At 65.5% G+C, this 18,856-nt stretch carries 17 protein-coding genes; 9 read left to right on the top strand and 8 right to left on the bottom strand.

Annotated features, from left to right (window positions below):
• Nucleotides 1-152: 152 nt before the first annotated feature.
• Complete coding sequence (locus EX88_RS25860) at nt 153-593, bottom strand: hypothetical protein (RefSeq protein ID WP_031371708.1); 441 nt, start codon at nt 591-593, stop codon at nt 153-155.
• A gap of 68 nt (nt 594-661) precedes the next feature.
• Nucleotides 662-1,021 (bottom strand): hypothetical protein, encoded by a 360-nt coding sequence (locus tag EX88_RS0109190; protein WP_235186225.1) that lies wholly within the window; start codon nt 1,019-1,021, stop codon nt 662-664.
• A gap of 259 nt (nt 1,022-1,280) precedes the next feature.
• On the opposite strand from EX88_RS0109190, the gene EX88_RS0109185 reads away from it, so the two are divergent.
• The 3 genes from EX88_RS0109185 (at nt 1,281) to EX88_RS0109175 (ending at nt 3,832) form a co-directional block, all read left to right on the top strand.
• On the top strand, nt 1,281-2,123 hold the full coding sequence (locus EX88_RS0109185; protein WP_152566181.1) for a hypothetical protein: 843 nt from the start codon (nt 1,281-1,283) through the stop codon (nt 2,121-2,123).
• Between the two features lie 73 nt (nt 2,124-2,196).
• On the top strand, nt 2,197-2,703 hold the full coding sequence (locus tag EX88_RS0109180) for a hypothetical protein (protein WP_031371705.1): 507 nt from the start codon (nt 2,197-2,199) through the stop codon (nt 2,701-2,703).
• Nucleotides 2,704-2,884: 181 nt separating this feature from the next.
• Entirely contained in the window at nt 2,885-3,832 is a 948-nt protein-coding gene (locus tag EX88_RS0109175) for a lytic murein transglycosylase (protein ID WP_152566180.1), read from the top strand.
• A gap of 85 nt (nt 3,833-3,917) precedes the next feature.
• Here EX88_RS0109175 and EX88_RS0109170 read toward each other — a convergent pair whose 3' ends face one another.
• From EX88_RS0109170 to EX88_RS0109160, 3 genes are all read right to left on the bottom strand, one after another.
• Nucleotides 3,918-4,205, bottom strand: coding sequence for a hypothetical protein (locus tag EX88_RS0109170; RefSeq protein WP_031371703.1), 288 nt, complete (start codon nt 4,203-4,205; stop codon nt 3,918-3,920).
• 150 nt (nt 4,206-4,355) lie between these two features.
• Nucleotides 4,356-5,246 (bottom strand): LysR family transcriptional regulator, encoded by an 891-nt coding sequence (locus tag EX88_RS0109165; protein WP_031371702.1) that lies wholly within the window; start codon nt 5,244-5,246, stop codon nt 4,356-4,358.
• A 37-nt stretch (nt 5,247-5,283) separates the two neighbouring features.
• A complete protein-coding gene (locus EX88_RS0109160; RefSeq protein ID WP_051884805.1) occupies nt 5,284-5,988 on the bottom strand; it encodes an isochorismatase family protein in 705 nt (234 codons plus the stop codon).
• A gap of 277 nt (nt 5,989-6,265) precedes the next feature.
• On the opposite strand from EX88_RS0109160, the gene EX88_RS0109155 reads away from it, so the two are divergent.
• From EX88_RS0109155 to EX88_RS0109145, 3 genes are all read left to right on the top strand, one after another.
• Nucleotides 6,266-7,393 carry a serine hydrolase domain-containing protein gene (locus EX88_RS0109155; RefSeq protein ID WP_051884803.1) on the top strand — a complete coding sequence of 376 codons (1,128 nt, stop codon included), beginning with the start codon at nt 6,266-6,268 and terminating at the stop codon, nt 7,391-7,393.
• Nucleotides 7,394-7,600: 207 nt separating this feature from the next.
• Complete coding sequence (locus tag EX88_RS0109150) at nt 7,601-8,323, top strand: hypothetical protein (protein WP_031371699.1); 723 nt, start codon at nt 7,601-7,603, stop codon at nt 8,321-8,323.
• Nucleotides 8,324-8,521: 198 nt separating this feature from the next.
• Nucleotides 8,522-9,568 (top strand): saccharopine dehydrogenase family protein, encoded by a 1,047-nt coding sequence (locus EX88_RS0109145; protein WP_031371698.1) that lies wholly within the window; start codon nt 8,522-8,524, stop codon nt 9,566-9,568.
• Nucleotides 9,569-9,623: 55 nt separating this feature from the next.
• Here EX88_RS0109145 and EX88_RS0109140 read toward each other — a convergent pair whose 3' ends face one another.
• Nucleotides 9,624-10,979: a hypothetical protein gene (locus EX88_RS0109140; RefSeq protein ID WP_051884801.1), complete on the bottom strand. Its 1,356-nt coding sequence runs from the start codon at nt 10,977-10,979 to the stop codon at nt 9,624-9,626.
• A 213-nt stretch (nt 10,980-11,192) separates the two neighbouring features.
• Between EX88_RS0109140 and EX88_RS0109135 the strand changes: the two genes are divergently transcribed.
• Nucleotides 11,193-12,503 (top strand): hypothetical protein, encoded by a 1,311-nt coding sequence (locus tag EX88_RS0109135; RefSeq protein WP_152566179.1) that lies wholly within the window; start codon nt 11,193-11,195, stop codon nt 12,501-12,503.
• Nucleotides 12,504-12,639: 136 nt separating this feature from the next.
• Here the strand turns inward: EX88_RS0109135 and EX88_RS0109130 are convergent, their stop codons facing one another.
• Nucleotides 12,640-14,007, bottom strand: coding sequence for an alpha/beta hydrolase family protein (locus tag EX88_RS0109130; protein WP_036148415.1), 1,368 nt, complete (start codon nt 14,005-14,007; stop codon nt 12,640-12,642).
• A 490-nt stretch (nt 14,008-14,497) separates the two neighbouring features.
• Between EX88_RS0109130 and EX88_RS0109120 the strand changes: the two genes are divergently transcribed.
• On the top strand, nt 14,498-15,940 hold the full coding sequence (locus EX88_RS0109120; RefSeq protein WP_152566178.1) for a hypothetical protein: 1,443 nt from the start codon (nt 14,498-14,500) through the stop codon (nt 15,938-15,940).
• 80 nt (nt 15,941-16,020) lie between these two features.
• Here the strand turns inward: EX88_RS0109120 and EX88_RS0109115 are convergent, their stop codons facing one another.
• Complete coding sequence (locus EX88_RS0109115) at nt 16,021-17,499, bottom strand: TIGR04222 domain-containing membrane protein (protein ID WP_161786094.1); 1,479 nt, start codon at nt 17,497-17,499, stop codon at nt 16,021-16,023.
• A gap of 1,034 nt (nt 17,500-18,533) precedes the next feature.
• Between EX88_RS0109115 and EX88_RS0109110 the strand changes: the two genes are divergently transcribed.
• Nucleotides 18,534-18,845, top strand: coding sequence for a DUF2782 domain-containing protein (locus tag EX88_RS0109110; RefSeq protein ID WP_031371692.1), 312 nt, complete (start codon nt 18,534-18,536; stop codon nt 18,843-18,845).
• The last annotated feature ends 11 nt before the right edge of the window (nt 18,846-18,856 follow it).

Below are 18,856 nucleotides of genomic sequence, written 5' to 3'. Positions count from 1 at the left end.
GCTCGTTATTGTCTTCTTCATAGCCCTGATACTCGTCTTCTAGTGTGTAGCAGTCGGCAGAATCGTAGATTTGAGTCTTCTTATAGCGGTCGCCGAGACCAACGGCCGTAATCCGACCAGTGCAAATGGGGTCAAGTTCACTTCTGCGCAGATCAGATTGCTTCCTCTTGATCAGCGATGCTGCCATCAAAGAAGGGGCTTCTGGAACATATAACGAAACCAATCTCCGATAGTGGCGCCTGAGAATCCCTCGGCATTGCCGTCGCCTGCCAGTTCCTCAAAGATGATGGGGGAAGCGGCTCGGAGATATCGAAGAGTTCCTGCGGAACTGAGCCGATATCGAAGTCACAGCACATGTATTCAAGACACTCGAATGCGCAGAGCTTTTCGTGATCGTTGCCTTGGGCAAGACGTTCGATGAGGACGCTATAACCGTCTCTATGCGTGCTCGCGAATTTTCTTCCGGCCTGGATCGCTTCCGACGGAGCGTATTTGGGCAGGCGAAGATTACGGAGGTACTCCTCCATGCGGCCGGAAGCAGCGCATAAATCGAGGCACTCCAGCCAGTCCTGCTCGATTGTCGTCTTGGTCATGGCTCTACCTCGGGTCCGTGGCAAGCACTGGATTGGAGCGGGCCCATTGATGCAGGGGACTGGGTAAGTCAGCTTGCCGAGGTTTTCGGTGATTTCTGCGCGCTATCGAAATGCGCCCTCAGCTCGTCGAGATCGCCCAAGCCAATGCTGGGCGAGCGGGCGCGGAACATCAGGTTCAGTTTCGCGCCGGCACGCTGGATGGCCTGCGCATCGCCACTGGCTTCGGCCGCCTCAAGCTCATCACGGGCGTCGCTGATAAACCGGCTGAGCATGTCCTCCAGTGCCCAGAGCGCCATTTCGAACGGCGGATTGCCACGGGAATTGGTCGTCGCGGCTTTAAGCGTGCTGGCGAGTGCTTCTATCAGGTCCGGATAGTCCTTGAGCATGTCGCGCAGGCGCTGCGGAACAGGGGGCGTAGTGCGGTCCATGCAGTGTCTCGTTCCTGCTGGGGCGATGGTTCATTTTACAGCCGATGAAGGGGGGCTGGATTCTCCGATAAACATCGTGTTGTGTTGTTTTGCGCACGGAGCACATTCCGCAGTCGATTTCGCGCCCTCCGCACAAGTGTGATTGTGTTGCAGCCGATTCACCGCTGTATTCGTAACCTCCGGGCAGGCTCGGCCGTGCCGGGTCTGTCGATGCGCTGCGTCGCAGGCATCGATTTGGAAATGGCCCAGGAGCTATCGAATGAAATTTGCAGCCGTTGTAGCTGTGACGCTGTTTACCTTGAGCGGCGCCACGGTCGCGGGGAAAAGGGCAGTCGACGAAGTGCGTGCGCGCTCGGAGATGAGCATGGTCGTCACCGGCAAGGTCCGCATCAAGGCCGATGGCAGTGTCGAAGGCCTGGATGTGGATAAGCCGAGCGGGCTGCCGAAAGGCGTCGTTGAACTGGTCCAGCACACCGTGCCGCATTGGCGGTTCGAGCCGGCCGCAGCCGGCAAGGAGGCAGTCGAGGCGTTGAATATGTCGGTTCGTGTCGTCGGCCGCAAACAGGCCGACGGTAATTATCAGTTGACGATGCGGAGCGCGAATTTCGCCGATCCCGACCCGGGCACTGTCTTGAAGGCGCGATCGCTTCCTCCGCCGAGCTATCCGAGCGCGTTGGAAGGCACGAATGCCGCGGGTACGGTGTACGTGCTGGTGCGGGTCGGCGAGGCGGGTGATGCGCAAGAGGTGTTCGCCGAGCAGGTCAACTTGAGCGTGGTTGCCGAAGAAAAGGAAATGCAGAGGCTTCGCAAGGAGTTCGCGCGTTCGGCGGTAAGCGCGGCCAAGCGCTGGAAGTTCGAGCTGCCGAAGAACGATGCAGAAGCCGGTCCGTGGACGGCTCGCGTTCCCGTCGAATATGTCCAACTGGGCCAGAAGTCCGTTAAATACGGGCAGTGGGAGGTCTATGTCCCAGGTCCCCATCAGCAAGCCCCTTGGCACAAGGACGACGACACGGCCGGGCTCGGCGTGGATGCGTTCGCCAACAACGAGCCGCAGTTGCTCGGGCAGGGCCGCCGGTTGTTGACGAAGCTGGCGCAAGAGTGATCGCGTGCCGTGCTCAGGCTACGGAGCTATCTTGGGCGCATTGTTTTTCCATTGAGCGGGACGGGAACACCGAATGCATGACCTGAAAAAATCCGCGGCGGCGGTGGCTATCGCTGTGTCGGCGCTCGCCGCGAACTCGGCCGAGCTGCCCGCGGCCAAGACCGATGAGCGTGTCGGCAGGATCGAGGAAATGCTTGGAGGAAAGGCCGGAGCCGCCGCGGTCAAGGCCTGTCTGGATGCGCACGCATCGGAAAAATTCGTGCCGATGATCGAGAGCATATGGCACGCGCATTTGGACGGGGTCGGAATGACGACCGTCGATATCAGCGGCAAGCGCCAGAGTTGCTACTACAACGTCAAGACTCGAAGCATAGAGCGGCTGCACTCGCCGTTCGATGCTTCCGGGCCGCTCTTCCTCGCAGCCGAGGCGCATCCGGCAAAGCCCGAGGGCGAGTGCATCGTCGCCAAGCGCGTCGAGGTGGCAGGCGTGTTCCGGGGTTGGATGGTGGCGCAGCGGCCGCCGCAGGCCGAGCCTGGGCCGGACGCCTGTTCCGTGCCGGTTTGGGAGGACATCCGCTAGTTCGTCGAGCAGATGGATTCAAGCCATCGTGGTGCGAAAGGCGGGGTGACTGTCGTCACTTTTGGCCGGCGCCTGGGTATGAGGTGATGTACGCATCGACGCGCCCGGCAAAGCTTCGGGCGCGTCGGTTCGTCCATTCGGCAGCCGATGTCCGGCTGCGCAAGCCTCCAGGATCGAAATCGTGCCCAAGTTACCGCGCTCCGCTGTTTTCCTCTCCGTGCTCGCAGCGTCCGCCTTCGTGCACGCGGCGCCCAGGCCGGAGCCCGAAATCCTGACGGAAGACGTCACGCGCTTCTATGCGTTGTACGACGCCACCGGCGGCCAGCCGACGGTGGAGCAGATCGACAAGGACTATCTCGCCAAGGGCACACGAAGCTTGAGCGAGTTCGCCAGGCTCAGGCGGGTGACGGCGCAGAGCATCGCTGACCGGCTGGCGAAGGACCCGGCCGTGTACGCGAAGGCGAAGGACTGTCTGGTCAAGTTGCCGGAGGTGAAGCAGCGGGTCGCAACGGCGCTGGGCAAGCTTGCGACCTTGTATCCCGAGGCGCGATTCCCGCCGGTGGCGGTCGTGGTCGGCCGCGGACGGCCAGTGGGGATAGCGGATAACGGTGGCCTCACCATCGGTCTGGAAGCCTTGTGCTCGGCCGATTTCATGAACCCGGACGCCGAAGACCGCTTCGTCCACGTCATCGCCCATGAGTACGCCCACATCCAGCAGACGGGGCCGACCGAGTTCGAGCCGGGCGACCCGAATGCCACCGCCCTGCGCTTCGCGCTGATCGAGGGCGGGGCCGAGTTCGTCGCCGAACTGATCTCGGGCAACGTCGGCAACGGGCGCCACGCCGAGTGGACCCGCGGCAAGGAAGCCGAGATCGAGTCCGCCTTCGTACGCATTATGGACGGCACCGACTTGTCCGCCTGGTTCGCCAACTACCGCAGTCCGGACGAGCCCTACGACTTGGGGTATTGGGTGGGGTACCGGATCGCCAAGGCTTATTACCTGGGATCGAAGGATCGCAAGGCCGCGCTCAAGAACATCATCGAATTCGACGACCCGAAGGCGTTGCTGGCGCAGAGCGGCTGGACGCCGGGCATGCGCTTGCCGGCCAAGATTTCCGGCGAAGAATGAGGGGGCTTGAGCCCCGCATCGCGCGTCGGGTTCGGATGAACCCGGCGGCGTTTTTTCACTAAGGCGGGCAGGGCCGGTGACGAGACTAACGCGCTATGCCGCCTGCGATGCCGGAGCGGCGCCGGGGCAGTTCTAACGCGTTCACTCGTTGGTTCGCGGCCTGTATGGCAGTTCGAAGCGGTTCTGGCTGTTCTTCCGCGGACAGGTTGATTTCCCTTACCGTGGTTGCAATGACGTCGAGCTCGTACTGCTCTGCCGGGAGGGCGGTCAACAATGCCTTGATGTAGCGCAGGTACACCTCGCATTGGCCTTCGAGCGCGGTGATGCGCGCTTCGAATTCGGCTCGGGTGATCGGGTCGTGCTGCCTGTCCATAACGGTCTCCGAAACGGGTAGAGGGCGCACTCGGAAGCTTACGCCAGCGATGTTAAGAACGCAGGCACAGCAGGCCGTCTCCCTGCGTCGATTGCTTCGCGTACGACCCTGCCGGGAAGAACGAGATCAAGCCGACTTTCCGGTAAAACCCTACCGGGCCATCGCGTAATGCGCCCGCATGTATTCGGTGAACGCGCGGACTTTCGGCGTCAATTGGCGCGCATGAGGGTAGAGCGCGAAGTAGTGGCGTTGGCCGGCGTGATGTTGCGGCAATACGCGCAGCAGGCGGCCGGCGGCGAGGTCGTCGCGGACGGTGAGGAAGGTGAACGCGGCGATGCCCTGGCCGGCCATGACGGCCGCATGCAGGGCGAGGATCGAGTCCAGGCGCAGCCGGCTGCCGAACTTGAGCTCGGCTTCCTCGCCGCTGTCCGAGGACAATTGCAGAGCCGGGCCATCGGCGGCATAGGCCAGCAAGGGATGGCTCTGCAGGTCATCGATCGTGCGCGGCAGGTCGCGATGCGCCACGTACTGCGGCGCGGCCACGAGCACCCGTTCGGACACCGCGAGTTCGCGTGAGCCCAGGCTGCTGTCGGCCAGCGGTCCGGAGATGCGGATGGCCATGTCGAAGCCGCCCTTGACCAGGTCGACCATGCGGTCGTCGCAGGACAGGTCGAGGTCGATCTTGGGATGGCGCTGCATGAAGCCGGGCAGCCACTGCGCCAGCTCGAGTGCGCCGATGGCATGCGGAAGGCTGAGCCGCAGCACGCCGGACGGCAGCTCGGGGTCGGTGTTCAATCGCTGCCGGGCTGCGTCGATCCGGTCGAGGATGTCGACGCAGTCGCGGTAGTACTGCGCACCGGCCTCGGTGGCGGTCAGGTTGCGGCTGTTGCGGTTCAACAGGCGCACGCCGAGCTGGGTTTCCAACTGGCCCAGCTGGCGCGAGACCGAGGTGTGGGTGGTGCCCAGGCGCTCGGCCGCCTTGGTGAAACTGCCGGATTCGATGATGCTTCGGTAGGCGCGCATGGCCGACAATTGATCCATCACTCGACTCCGGTCGTCAGCACTCCGGCGAAGGGTATCAGCGGACCGGTAACGAGAGAATCTGATCGGTGCTCAGCACGTCGCCGAAGGTGTCCTCGATCTCGGCCAGGGCCGATGCGTGCAACTGGGCGGCGCCGACCCTGCTGCCGTCGCGCAGGTCGAGGTCGCGGGTGGCGGTGGCGTCGGAGGAGACGATGACCTGGTAGCCACGCGCGGCGGCGTCGCGGGCGGCGCCGGCGACGCAGGCGTGGGTCTGCAGGCCGGCGATGATCAAAGTATCGGCGCCGGCCTCTTTCAAGGCCTTCTCGATCGTGGCGGCGGAAGCGCCCGCGAACACGCTGACCGCATCCTTCTGCACCACCAGCTCGCCCTGGCGCGGCTGCATCGCATCGACGAACTTCACCGTGTTGCCGCCTTCGGCGAACAGGGGCGCACCCGCCGACAGCACGTGCTGCACATGGATCACGCGGATGCGGTGGCGATCGGCGAGATCGATCAGGCGACGGGTCTGGCGCAGCGCCGAATCGGCGTCGGCGATCGGCATGCGTCCGCCGGGGAAGTACTCGTTCTGGAAATCGATGACGAGCAGGGCGGTCTTGCCGGCCTGCAGTTCCGACACCGGCGCTGCCCCGGCCATGGCGCGGATGGTCGGGTGGGGTTGGGGTTTCGACGCCTGTGCGTCGATACCGCCGAGCCCGGCGATGCCGAGCGTCGCAAATCCGATCAGAGAGGAAATTCGCATCCGGGGAGCCTCGTTGTGGTGGAGGCGCCATGATGAAGATCTGCGGGCGAATGCCCAGGCGTCTGTGCGAACAGCAACTGTGCGGTTTGCGCACAGATCCAGGTGCGCTCGGCGGGTTCCTGCCGGCCGTGCGCCGCCATTCCGGTTTTCGCTGCGGGCTTAAACCTTGCGGCCGCGCGATGCATCCCACGCCCTCTGGACTGACACCGCTGGATGCGACACCGCAGGACACACCGTTAGCCATCACTTCATCGGCGACTTCGCCTCAGGAACCTCCATGCTGTCTGCAAAGAAGCGCTACACCACGATCCTCGCCGTTGCCCTGCTGTCGCTTCCTGGCCTTGCCGCCGCCGCGAGCGCCTCGGAGCAAGCGAACGAGCGTACCCGGCAATGGATTCGGCAGACCATGAAGGACAAGCGCATACCGGGCTTGCAGATCGCGGTGGTCGAGGACGGCCGGGTGGTCTTGTCCGAGAGTTATGGTTTGGCCAACGTCGAGAACCGCGTGCCCGCGACCCGTACGACCCTGTTTCCGATCAACTCGGCCACCAAGTCGTTCACCGGCGTGGCGATGATGCAACTGGCGCAAGCAGGGCAGGTCGACCTCGCGGCACCGCTGTCGCGTTACCTCGACGACGTGCCCGTGGCGTGGCGCAACATCCGCGTGCGCCAGCTCCTGGCCCACACCTCGGGGCTGCCGGACATCGTCGACCAGAACGGTCTGGTCGCAGGCTCCTCCGAGGCGGCAGCATGGAAGGCGGTGAGGGAACTGCCCATGGCCGCTACCACCGGCGAACGCTTCCTCTACAACCAGACCAATTATGGTCTGTTGGCGCGCATCATCGCCAGGCAGGCGAAAATGCCGTACGAGCGCTACATCGCCGAGCGCCAGTTCGCTGCCGCGGACATGCGCCTGTCGACCTTCGGCGACAGCTACGACCTGGTCGCCAATGCCGCCACCATGTACAGCTATTTCCCGCGCAAGACCGATGCGGAGAACGCCGAGCCGCGTCTGTCGCACTGGTTCTACGACATGCCGCAGGGCCTTTGGGCCGGCGGCGGCATCCAGACCACGGCCGATGAAGTGGCGGGCTGGATCATCGCGCTGTCGAACGGGCGCCTGATCGATCGCGCCCAGCTCCAAGGCATGTGGACGCCGGAACCATTGAACAGCGGCGCCGACGGCGCCTGGGCGGCCGGCTGGCCGGTCCTGGCGAAGTCGCCCGACCGCCAGTTGGCCGGTATCGGCGGTGCGCGTGCCGCCTTCGTGGTCTATCCGGACCGGCGACTGGCCATCGTGGTGTTGACGAACCTGGTCGGCGCCAACCCGGAAGGCTTCATCCCGCAGATCGCGGAGTTTTATCGGCCTTCGCAAACGAAGAGCGAGGCGAAGCCGGCCGGCTGATCCGGAAGGTGCCGACAGACCCCGGGTAATCGGTCGGCATCTGGCACGGGCGTGCCGGTCGATTTCGATCTCGGGGCGAACGGCTTGACCGGCGGCCGACGCCCGTCGAGTATCCATGCCAGCAGTCGGCTTGCTGGCGTGCCCGGTCGATCGCATCGCTGTCATGGCTGCTGCGCAAGGGCGACGGCGACATCGATGGGGGAATGGATGAAGACCGGCTACAAGTTCGGTGCGGCATTGGCTGTCGTGCCTTTATCGCTGCTGCTGACCGGCGCGACGGGCAACGGCTATTGGATGATCGGATTGCCGTTGGGACTGGTGGCCGTGTGCCTTTATGGGAACGATTTTCATGGCGAGTTGGTGAAAGCCACCGACATGAAGGCGTGGTCGTTGCGCAGAGTGATGTTGCAGTTGCCGCAGTTCGCTACGGCCGTGGTCTGCGTGATCGGCGGCGTCATCGCCCTGGCGGCGTTGCTGTGGTCGCTGCGGGACGGCCAAGAGCTCGGTTCGAAGTCGCTGACGGCGGTGTTGCTGGCCTGTTTCATAGCCGGCGGCATCGCCCTCTTCATCCAGGGCATTCGCGGTCCTGCGCCGGAGATAAAGGATTGGTTCGCGGTGGAATTCGACGACGTCGATGTGCGGATCCGCGCAAATCCGCCGCGTTCGTCGCCGGTCGATACCGGCTTCCCGTGGGCAACGATCGAACGCGTCATCTTCGAAGACGGGGGCTTCGGCAGCAGCGACGTCTTCTACCTCTTCACCAGCGTCGCTACCGATCCTTTCGTCGTACTGACCGAAGGCGAGGGCGGCGCGGAATTCTCTGGTGCCTTGTGCGAGCGGGGGCACTTCCCGCCGGAGATATTTGCGCAGGCAATGCGCTCGTCGGGCGGCGGTTGTTATGTGTGGCCGCCGGCGACGTCCGCCGAGTAGAGGCTCGCGCGACTGCGTCCTGTCTACGCCCAGGCAGGAGAGGGCGCCTGAGCCCGCCTGAGGCGTACTCGGCTCGGGGGCGTGTCGCATCGGCGTAATGCGAGCGCCGGCCGAGCAACTAAAGATTTCGATAGCGCCGTCGTGCCGGTTCGCGGTTTCCTATGCGTGCCCGATCCGCGGGCATCACGGAAGCGCACGATGTCGATCAATCCAGCAGCAGCCCCGAATTCCCAGGCGACCCAGAATCGTCGCGTCGCCGTGTTCGGCGCTTATGGCCATACCGGCCGTTTCGTGATCGCGCGTTTGCGTGAGCGTGGCTGGGTGCCGGTGGCCTGCGGCCGCGACGCCGAGCGCTTGGTCGCACTCGACGACGCTTTCCCCGGGATCGATCGCTTCGTCGCTTCGGTCGACGACCCGGCTTCGTTGGATCGGGCGCTCGCAGGCACGGTCGCGGTGATCAACTGCGCCGGGCCGTTCAGCGATACCGCGGTGCCGGTGGTCGAGGCGGCGTTGCGTGCAAAGGTGCACTACCTGGATACGGTGGCGGAGCAACAGCCCGCATTGGCTTTGTTCGAGCGCTACGACGAGGCGGCGAAGGCGGCCGGCATCGTCATCGTGCCGGCGATGGCGTTCTACGGCGGGCTGGCCGATCTGTTGGCGACCAGTGCGATGGGCGATTGGGACGGCGCGGACGAGATCCTGATCGCGGTCGGCTTGGACAGTTGGCACCCCACCAACGGCACCCGGGTGACCGGCGAGCGCAACAAGGCGCGGCGTGTGGTGGTCTCGAACGGCGCGCTGGATTTCGTGGCCGATCCGGCGCCGACGCGGGACTGGACGTTCCAGGCGCCGTTCGGTAACCAGGAGGTGGTCGGCGTGCCGCTCAGCGAGATCGTACTGATCTCCAAGCATCTGCGTTCGAGCGAAGTGCATTCGTTCTTGAATCTCGTATCGCTCAAGGATGTGCGCGATCCCACCACGCCGGCGCCGGTCGCGGCCGACAGCAGCGGACGCTCGGCGCAGGTGTTCCTGGTCGAGGTGATGGTGCGCAAAGGCGAGGTGCAACGTCATGCCAGCGCGCAGGGCCGCGACATCTATGCGGTCAGCGCGCCGTTGATCGTCGAAGCGATGGAGCGGGTCGTCGACGGCCGCCGCACTCGCACCGGTACGGTCGCGGCGGGCGAAGCCTTCGATGCGCCGGGTTTCCTTGCCGCACTCGCGCCCGAGCATCTCGTTCTCGCTTGATGCGGTCCTGCAGCGCGGCGATCTCGATGGCGATCGCCGCGCTCGAATGCAACGCTTACTGCCGCGGCGGATCGTCTTCGATGCGGTTCATGAAGACCCGTCGCAGCAGAGGCAGGTCGCAGGCCGGCGCGGTGACGCGATAGCGCGTGGGTGCCTCGTTGCACAGCTTGGGGGTTGGTCCGAGCAGTTTGCCTTCTTTGCAGGCTTGGCACATGCGGGTCAGCCCGGCTTCGAGTTGCAGCGAGTAATCCAACGGCCGCGCCGGGAACGTCGGATCGACCAGGTCGCCGCCGCGGGTGTTGCGGAAATAGTCGCTGACGTTCTTCTCGATATCCGCTTCGCTCAGCGGCGGTTGCGGGCCGTTGGGGCCGACCGGGTAGGTCGGCACGATGCTCAGGGTTGGGTTGCGCGGCCACTGGGCGAGGGCGTGGCAGGACAGGCACGACGAGCGCATGTTGTCGGCCGGCCCGTTCAAGCGGCCCTGGAAGCCCGGGAACGGCCGGTGCAGCCAGCTACCGGGCGTGCCCTGCCAGAGCACGCCGGCCAGGTCTTTATTGATCCGGCTCTGCTTGATCGGCGCCCATGCGCCCCAATTCGCATCGTGCACGTTCGGGTCGTTGCCCCACATCAGGCCGACCGGCACCAGGTTGTCGAGAAAGCCGTCGCCGCGGGCCGGGCCTTTCCAGATGAAGGTGCCCATGACCCAGTCGGTTTCGTCCGCGTCGGGGTCGCGAATGGCGATGTCGACCTGCAGCAGCTTCAGGCGCTTGGCGCGGCTGTTCTTGTCGATCTTCGCGAGCACCGTGGGCGCGCCGTCGAGATAATCCAGGCCGGTGGCGTTGGAGAACAGCATCTTGAACGAGACGGTCTTGTCGGGAAATTTCAGCCCGGGAGCGTCGCGCGCGGGCAGCACCGGATCGCAAGGGTCGGCGAATACCTTGCCCAGCCCGACCGCGCCTTCGCTGTTGTACCAACCGATCGCCCACACGTCGAAACCGCCCGGCGAGGTCGGCGAAAGATCGAGCGGATCGGGGCTGCGTTCCTTGGTCAGGCCGTTGACGCGTTCGCGCCCGTTCGAACCGTAGTCCATCCAGGGCGCGATCCACCAGGGCGAACCGGCCGGCATGCGGATCTTGCCGGCGCTGTCGATGCTGATGCCCGAATCGCGGACGTCCTTGAGCACCGCATCGGTATAGCGCCTCCAACTGGTCTTGAAGCTGATCGACTCCCAGCTGTAAGGCGGATGGCTGGGAACCGAGGCCGGATAGTCGGTGCGCCACGGCAGCGTAATCTTCTTCGCGGCCGGGTCGTAGGCGGTGCTGTTCTTGGCGTCGAAGCGACTGCAGGTGCCGGCCTGGGCGGCCAAGGGAAGTGCGGCCAACAGCACGAGCTTCGCGAAAAATCCGTTCATGGATCGATCCTTCCTGGCCCCTGTTTGCCAGATAAACGCCGTTTGCGCGGGTCAGCGGCCAGGGCCATCGGGAATCGGCAGCTAGGCTGTGTTTTTTCTCGAAAGCGAAACCGGGACGATGGCAGGACGGTTATCGGCCACTCGATGCTCGGCTAGCCTTTACCGACCGTCTTTCGCCGACCGCTCATCGGAGATCCCGCCTTGGACTTGTTCGTGCGTCGCTCTTGCCTGTCGTTCCTGCTTGCAGTCGCTACCGCGACGGCGGCCGCCGAAGCGCCTGATCCCGAAGTCGCGGCACGCTACATCGCCGAGCGCGACGCCGCGTGTCGCGCCGATGCCGGCCAGTTGTGGGGCGAGCCGCTGTGCGCGCCCTTGCTGCTAGTCGATGCCTCCACCCGTTCGACGGTGGCGAGCCAGGCCGTCGACGGCTTCGCTGCGAAGGGCGAGGTGTTCGTCGGCACCCTGCCGAAAGAGCGCAACGTGGCCAATACCGCGGTGGACTGGAACGGCAAGCGATGGGCGATGGTGCTGTGGCCCTTGCCCGAGGATGCGTTCGAGCGGCGCCAGTTGCTGATGCACGAATCCTGGCATGCCGCGCAGGATCGGCTGCGCTTGCCCGCGCGCTCGCCGACGCCCGCGCATCTGGCCGGCTTGGAGGGGCGCATCGCCCTGCGCATGGAATGGCGCGCCTTGGCGGCGGCATTGGGGGCGAGCGACGACAGGTCGAGGAAGCACGCGATAAGCGATGCGTTGGCGTTCCGCGCCCTGCGCCGCGCCGCCACCGTGCAGGCGCGCGAACTCGAGAACCAGCTCGAACTCAACGAAGGCCTGGCCGAATACAGCGGCCAGCGGCTCGCCGGCCGTCCCGAAGCCGAGGCCTATGCCGCCGCGCAATTGGCCCAGCACGAGGGCGACGATTCCTTCGTGCGCAGCTTCGCCTATCGTTCCGGGCCGGCCTACGGATTGCTGTTGGATCGCTACGGCGATTGGCGTGCCGGTTTGACCCCCGATTCGGACCTGGGCGAATTGTTGGCGGGCAAAGCCGGTGTCGTGGTCACGCAGGACACGGCGAGCGCCGCGAAGCAGGCCGGAGCGCGGTACGACATCGACGCCGTGCGCGCGGATGAGATCGGCCGCGATCTCGCGCGTCTGCGCCAGGCGGCCGAATGGACCGCCAAGCTGATCGATCGGCCCGGTCTGCGCGCACCATTCGTGGCGATGAACATCTCCTTCGATCCGCGTGCGCTGTTTCCGCTACCGCCGCACGGCACGGTCTATCCGACGCTGAGGGTCAGCGACCAGTGGGGGATTCTCGAAGCGAACGCCGGTGCCTTGATCGACGAGGCCTGGAGCCAGGCGCGCCTGCCGGGCGCGGGCCGGCTGCGCGACAGCGATGGCCTGTGGGTGGGCGAGGGATGGACGTTGAAGCTAAACCCGGGCTGGACCGTGAGCGAGGACGACGGCGGGCAGATCCTGCGGCGCATCGGTGGCGCCGCGGCCGGCTCGACGAGCCGGTCGCGATAGTCGCCGAGCAGCCACGGCCGAAGCAGACCTTCACCGTGGCGGCGAAGCTCTTCGAGTGCGGCATCGTCGGATCGGCCACGGGCGCCATGCAACCCATCGATGCGAGCCCTCGTTCGGTGATGCCCTCAGGCTGCGCTCAATGGGAAACCGGCAAGGGCAGGGCGCGTCCGTAGCGCCCGCCGTCGAGCTTGCCGTGCTTGATCCAATCCAACTGCATGGCGATATAGCCCTCGGCCATGCGCGTGTGCAGACGCTCGCCGGCGGCATCGGTCTCGAATTCGAGAATGCCGTGGTCGGCCTGCGGGAATACCGCGCCCTCGATCGCACGGCCTTCGGCGGCGAGTGCGCTCAAACGGCGTTGGGTTTCCTGCGAAGGCGCCTCGGCGTCGTCGCCGCCGAGGATCCACATCTGCGGCTGGGTCAGCTTGCGCAGCACCGGCATCGGGTCGTAAGTCCAACTGACGTCGCTGTCGAGCATGGCGATCTGCATCAGGTCGTCGCCGCGACGGCGCTGCACGACCTCGCCGGTGTATTCGCCCTTGAGTGCCTTCCACCAGGGCTCGTGCTGGTATTGCGTACGTAATGCCTCCAGCTCGTCCCAACCGCGCTGGCCCTTGCTCGCGGCCAGCAGGCCGGTGGCGTCGCTGACCTGGCGAGCTTTCGCCAAGGTTTCGGCGTCGCCGAAACCGGCCGTGCGCAGGTCGGCGGCGACCTGGTCGCGATCCTCCGACAGCACGCTGTCGGCGAGGCCGAACACGACCATGACGAACTGCGCCTGCGACGTCTTGCTCGCCGCCAGCGGCGCGACCCAGCCGCCCTGGCTGCTGCCATGCAAACCGATACGCGAGATGCGCGCGCCGCCGAGACGGCGGGCCTCGGCGAGCGCGGCGACGGCATCGTCGGACAGCAGGTCGAAATCCTTGGAAAACTTGCCCTCGGACCCGCCGGTGCCGCGCTTGTCGTAGACGAACACGCCGACGCCCTGCGACGGGAACAGATTCTGCTGGAAATAGGCGTCGACGCCGGACACTTTCTCGGAACCGTGCACCAGCACCACGACCGGCACCTTGTCCTGGCCGCGCGGAAGCACCAGGCGCCCGCGCAAGCTCAGGCCATGGCTGTAGAAGCGGGTCTCGGCGATGTCGAAACCGATCTTCCTGCCACGGTGGCCGTCGAAGCGGATGCGGGACTGACTGCAGGTGCCGAACGCCACCTTGACGCCGTCCGGTTGCTCGGTCCAACCGCGGGTGCTGATCCACGCGCCGTTCTCGCGGACCAGCTTGCCGGTGCGCCCGTCGAGCAGGCGCCAGCGTAGCTTGCCGGGGGCGTCGGACGGCATCACGCTGACGACGCGGCCGTCGTCGAGCCGGTAGGCGCCGACGTGGCAGCGCGCATCCGCCGCCTTGGAACTCTTGGTCGAAGCAGAGGCCGCGTGGGCGCTGGCGCACGCGAAGGCGATCGCGCCGGCGATCGCAACGGCGAAGCAGAGTCGGAACAGGTTCATCGGCGAGTCCGTCTAGGGTGACTGCCGAATGTGATGCGGCAACTAAGCGAAAGGTTGTAGTGCGCGACCGTCAGCGAATGCCTGCGCTTGCGACGACTCCGTGCGGAACGCAGCCGCGATCACGAAAACACATCTGGACACGTATCGGATCGCCGAAGCGCCGGGCGCATCACGCCGTCCGTTGCGTCGGCCCACTAGCCTGGGCCACTGCTGGATGGCGTGCATGCGGTATCGCAGCGACCGTTGCGCAATGGGGATGTTGCCGGCGATTCGTGCAGGGCGGATTCGAGCAAGGCGGGAGATGGCGTGCAGCGGCCGGAGCCTATCCGGCCGTGCGCCGTCGCGGCCGGCTGAGCCATGCGCTGCGATCCGTCGGGCCTCGGCTGTGTGGCCGAGCACGGCGATGCCGCGGTCGCCGTCCAGCACACGCAGCCTCTCCGGATGCTTCCGGAGTCGGCGCTCTCCGTTTCGTAACGACCAAGGATCATCGATGCTCCGCACAGCGAATCCCCCATCGCCCCGACGCCGCCGCCTCAGCGGCGCGTTGATCGCCACCGTCGCCGGCTTGTTCGCGGCCGGCTCCGTGTTTTCCGTCAGCGCTGCCGACCCGACCGCGAACGTATTCGTCGATTTCACCGCGCATGGCCAACCCACGTCCGAGTACTCGCTCGGCGGCACGATTTCGACCTATTCCGACGGCGGCACCAACCTGATCAAGGGCAGCAACCGCACGTTGTGGACCCAGTACCTGCGCGACCTGGGGCCGCTGGTCTGGCGCGTGCCGCTGTTCCATCACAACGGCCAGGTCGGCTCGTCGGCCGGCAACATCCACGGCGGCAACGAAGGCGAAGCCTATGTCCGCGGGATCAAGGGCATCGGCGGCATTCCGATGATCGCCATCGGCGGTACGACCGGCGACAACGACATTCGCGCGACCGATGCGGCGGCGCTGGTGCGTTACTTCAACGACAACGGCGGCCAGCGCGGCGGCCCGGTGGTCGACTACATCATCGGCAACGAGCCCGACAACGGCTTCGGCGTCGGCAACTACATCGCCGGCGGCAACGGCAGCGATGGCTTCCACAACATCGCGGTGGCGATGCGCCAGGCCAGCGCGCAACCGCTATCGCTGGCCGGGCCGTCGCTGGTGACCTGGGCCGACTACAAGTACGGCGATTTCCGCCAGTTCTTCGCCAGCAGCCACGCCGATACCGACGTGGTCGATTTCCACAAGTACGGCGACGGCCAGCCGCTGGGCAACCTGGGCGTGACCTCGCAGTACGGCGACGCGATCGCATGGCTGCGCAACGAAATCGACCTGAGCTTCGGCGACCGCGCCAATGGCATCGCCATCCAGGTCGGCGAGTTCAACTACCACACGCGCTACGATGCGCAGTGGCGTAATTCGTTCTACACCTCGCGCAACGTCGTCCACACCGCTTCGGTGATCGGCCACGTGCTGCGTGCCGGCGGCAGCGCTTATCAGTACTCCGACAACAACGGCCCGCTGGGATTGATCAGCGACGGCACCGACCTCAACGATCAGCCCGGCGGCCGCCACGTTCGCTTGCCGGCGTACTGGGGCGTGTCGGCCTGGAGCGGCGGCGCCTGGTCGCGGCGCTACGGCCAGCGCATGGTCGCGGCGACGACGGCGGTGCCGGACCTGGAAGTGTTCGCCACCGACAACGCCAAGAAGATCGTCCTGATCAACAAGTCCGAGACCACCGATCGCCAGGCCGTGCTCGCCCTGACCGGCAAGAGCAGCGGCACCTACACGGCATGGCGATACGGTCGCGGCATGGACCCGGCCAACTTCACCAGCGGCGCGCAGTTCCTGCCGCCGGTGAAGATCGCCACGGCGAGAGCGTTCTCGCAGGGGCGGGTGGTGGTGTCGGTGCCGTGGATGAGCGTGGTCGTGATCAACGTGGATTGATGCATCGGGCCACGGCGTTCGTCCTCGCGGGCGAGCGCCGTGGCTGCAGGTCCCAATACGGATCATCGCGAAGCGGTCGATCAACTTCCGCCGCAGCCACCGCAGCCGCCGCCGCAACCTCCGCCTCCGCCGCCGCAACCTCCGCCTCCGCCGCCGTCGCCACCTCCTCCATCGCCGCCACCTCCGCTGCCGTCGTTGTTGAACGAGGAGGGCGTACGGATCTGTTGATAGTCGGAGAACGGGGTGCCGATCAGGACCGCCGTGCCGGCCAGCGCGACCGTGGCGGCCGGATCGCTGCCGTCTGCGCGTCGTTGCCGGTCGGCTTTGTACAGTTCCCAGTCGCCGGCCCAGGTGCGGGGCCGCTCCTGGGTCGATAGCGCGCGAAACAGTGCGATGAGCACGGCCAGGACGGTCAGGGCGATGAGGAACCCGACCGGGCGTTCCAGCTGCAGACCGATCATGATCTTGCGCAGGCCCAGGGCGGCGACCGCGGCCAGGGGCAGGGCCGACAGCAAGGCCGCCCAGGCTTGCTGCCGCGGGCTCATCAGCCAGCCCTTGCGGTGCAAGTGTTCGTCCTGCGATCGATGACGTTCGCGGAGCGCCAACAGGATTCGGGAGAGGGTCTGTTTCTCGGCGACCACTTCCAGAGCGTCGCGCAGCACCGGCGACAGCGTTTCGAGCTGCTCGGGGGGCAGGCGCGGGCGCAACCACACGCGATCGTTCTCGTAGGCTTCGCGCGCCTTCTTGCGGTCGTACTCCAGGCTGACCGCGTCGCGCGCGAGCAGGTCGACCACGATCGCGTCGGCGACACGATCGCTGCCGCCGGACAGATAGGCCAGCTCCCAACGGTCGGCCTCGTGACTCCGCCCCGGGCAGTTCGGCCCGCGCATGCCTTGCCGCAGCCAGGAGCCGGCGATCAGCGCGGCGACCATCAGGACGACGAACCAGGCCAGGAACAGGCCGCCGGTCCAATGCAGCGGATTGCTCTCGTTGGCGATCAACGCCAACAGCGCATAGGTGCCGACGACGGCGACGATGCCGAACCGCATCGGCCGCCACGGTGCGCGCGGCTCAGCGAGCGCGACGGTGGCCGCGATCGACGGCGGGCGTGGTGCGCGCGGTTCCGGCCAGAACCGGTTCGGCGGCAGGCCGAAGAAACGCCGGTAGCTGTCGATGGTGTCGGCGTACTGGCGTTGGTGTTTCAGCTCTTCGCCGCCGCCGCCGCGCGAAGGCACATGGTGCAAGTCGTACTGCAGCACTTCGGTGCGGAAGCGCTCGTAGCGCCGGGTGTCGACGATATGCGTGTGCCAGACCTCGTCGACGAGCTGACTGGGAGTGACCGCATGGGCGACGGTGACGGCGAGAAAACAGAAGCGGCGGTATTCGTCGAGCGCCGCTCGCGCTTCGCTCAGAGCGAGCAGAGAGGTCGTCGCGACGCGGGTCAGGAACTCGTTCGAATCGTCGTCGTCGAATCGGTAATCGCACAGGCGTTGCCACAAAGCGCGCTGCGCGTCGGTCCATCCGGCGGTGTCCGCCGGCGCTCGGTTCGGATCGTTCATGATCATCCCTCGGTAGTCCATCCATTGAACTGCCTGCCTATCGACCGGGGCGGCGCATGCGTTGGAGGACGCGCCGATCCGGCTTACGGCACAAGCTACGGCAGGCGCGGATGCGGCGAAATAGCCCGTTGCGGCTAGCCGGCGAGCTGCATCCCGCCGGGCGAGAAGTGCCTGTTTAGGTCTCGCGGCGTAGCGCTCAAGCAAGATCACGATCAAGATCAAACGCTTAGAGCTGCTTTCGATAAAGCGGCGGGTTACTTTCTTTTGTCATAAGCGACAAAAGTCCGTCTGGATTCTCTTCGGTCAAAGGTAACCAAAGAAGTTGCTTTTCTTTGGGTCAAGGCCCGCACGAGCGGTGCCTCCGCGGGGCTCTACATACGGGACATCCCTGTCCCGATGAAAAACGGTCCCCATTCATGCGGGCCGCCCTCCGGGTCTTCGATGGCTTTCGCGAGTGCGGGCCGCGCACAGAGCAACAGCAATCCTGCAGCGACGGCGCTTCAAAGGGTAGGAGCTGCGTCGCACAGGGATTTCCTGCGATCACAAGTCGCGAGCACGCAGTCACGATCGCCCGCGCCGGCAGCCGTGGATTCGCAGTCGCGGCTTGCGCCGCTCCTACCCTTAGAGCACGGCAGCTGTTGCCGTTGCCTTGAAAGCTCGGCGCAGTTTCGGACTTGCGATGCAACTGTAGACCTGGAGGGCGCCGCACAGGACGTGCGGCGTTTTTCGATAAGACAAGGATGTCTTATCGAAAAATCCCGGCGCGAACATCGTACTCGCAGGGGAGCTTCGTCAAGGAAAAGCACTTTTCTTTGGTGACTTTCTTTTGGGGCTTTGGCCAAAAGAAAGTTACCCGCCGCTTTAGTGGCGGAAGCTCTAGGCGTTTGATCCTGATCTTTATCTTGTTTAAGCGATACGTTGCGAGACTGTTGCAGCCCGGTCGCGGCTTGCGCCGCTCCTGCCCGGAAACCGTGCCCTTGCAGTGGGGGACCGCGGCCCGGGTATAGTCCGGTGCGAATCGCAAGGAGACTGCCATGCGGTATGCCGTGCTGTTATCGACCGTGGCCGCGTTGGCGGCCTGCGCCAGTCTGCCGGACCCGACCGCGGGCCTGGTCGACCCACAGGTGCGCGTGCGTTATGCCGGCGACGACGTGATTCGCGAATACCGAGAGCCCGGCCGGCCGGGGCGCATCGTCAAGATCACGCCGGCGAATGGCCTGCCGTTCTATCTGTTCGACGATGACGACGATCAGCGCATCGACCGGCACCTCGGCGATATTCCGCCGAAGTACCAGGATGCGCTGAGGTTCAAGGTCCGCTTCGAGGATTACGGACTGATGCGCTGAGCGGAGACGCC

The sequence above is a fragment of the Lysobacter antibioticus genome (genome assembly GCF_000731095.1).
GTDB classification, from domain to species: Bacteria; Pseudomonadota; Gammaproteobacteria; order Xanthomonadales; family Xanthomonadaceae; genus Lysobacter; species Lysobacter antibioticus_B.
Note: the sequence above shows the minus strand (reverse complement) of the source record. Positions and strands in the feature narration are given on the sequence as shown.

What these genes read in the sequence shown, in the direction of transcription:
- EX88_RS25860 (WP_031371708.1), bottom strand. Translation starts at nt 593, where the DNA reads ATGACCAAGACGACAATCGAGCAGGACTGGCTGGAGTGCCTCGATTTA.
- EX88_RS0109190 (WP_235186225.1), bottom strand. Translation starts at nt 1,021, where the DNA reads ATGGACCGCACTACGCCCCCTGTTCCGCAGCGCCTGCGCGACATGCTC.
- EX88_RS0109185 (WP_152566181.1), top strand. Translation starts at nt 1,281, where the DNA reads ATGAAATTTGCAGCCGTTGTAGCTGTGACGCTGTTTACCTTGAGCGGC.
- EX88_RS0109180 (WP_031371705.1), top strand. Translation starts at nt 2,197, where the DNA reads ATGCATGACCTGAAAAAATCCGCGGCGGCGGTGGCTATCGCTGTGTCG.
- EX88_RS0109170 (WP_031371703.1), bottom strand. Translation starts at nt 4,205, where the DNA reads ATGGACAGGCAGCACGACCCGATCACCCGAGCCGAATTCGAAGCGCGC.
- EX88_RS0109165 (WP_031371702.1), bottom strand. Translation starts at nt 5,246, where the DNA reads ATGGATCAATTGTCGGCCATGCGCGCCTACCGAAGCATCATCGAATCC.
- EX88_RS0109160 (WP_051884805.1), bottom strand. Translation starts at nt 5,988, where the DNA reads ATGCGAATTTCCTCTCTGATCGGATTTGCGACGCTCGGCATCGCCGGG.
- EX88_RS0109155 (WP_051884803.1), top strand. Translation starts at nt 6,266, where the DNA reads ATGCTGTCTGCAAAGAAGCGCTACACCACGATCCTCGCCGTTGCCCTG.
- EX88_RS0109150 (WP_031371699.1), top strand. Translation starts at nt 7,601, where the DNA reads ATGAAGACCGGCTACAAGTTCGGTGCGGCATTGGCTGTCGTGCCTTTA.
- EX88_RS0109145 (WP_031371698.1), top strand. Translation starts at nt 8,522, where the DNA reads ATGTCGATCAATCCAGCAGCAGCCCCGAATTCCCAGGCGACCCAGAAT.
- EX88_RS0109140 (WP_051884801.1), bottom strand. Translation starts at nt 10,979, where the DNA reads ATGAACGGATTTTTCGCGAAGCTCGTGCTGTTGGCCGCACTTCCCTTG.
- EX88_RS0109130 (WP_036148415.1), bottom strand. Translation starts at nt 14,007, where the DNA reads ATGAACCTGTTCCGACTCTGCTTCGCCGTTGCGATCGCCGGCGCGATC.
- EX88_RS0109120 (WP_152566178.1), top strand. Translation starts at nt 14,498, where the DNA reads ATGCTCCGCACAGCGAATCCCCCATCGCCCCGACGCCGCCGCCTCAGC.
- EX88_RS0109115 (WP_161786094.1), bottom strand. Translation starts at nt 17,499, where the DNA reads ATGAACGATCCGAACCGAGCGCCGGCGGACACCGCCGGATGGACCGAC.
- EX88_RS0109110 (WP_031371692.1), top strand. Translation starts at nt 18,534, where the DNA reads ATGCGGTATGCCGTGCTGTTATCGACCGTGGCCGCGTTGGCGGCCTGC.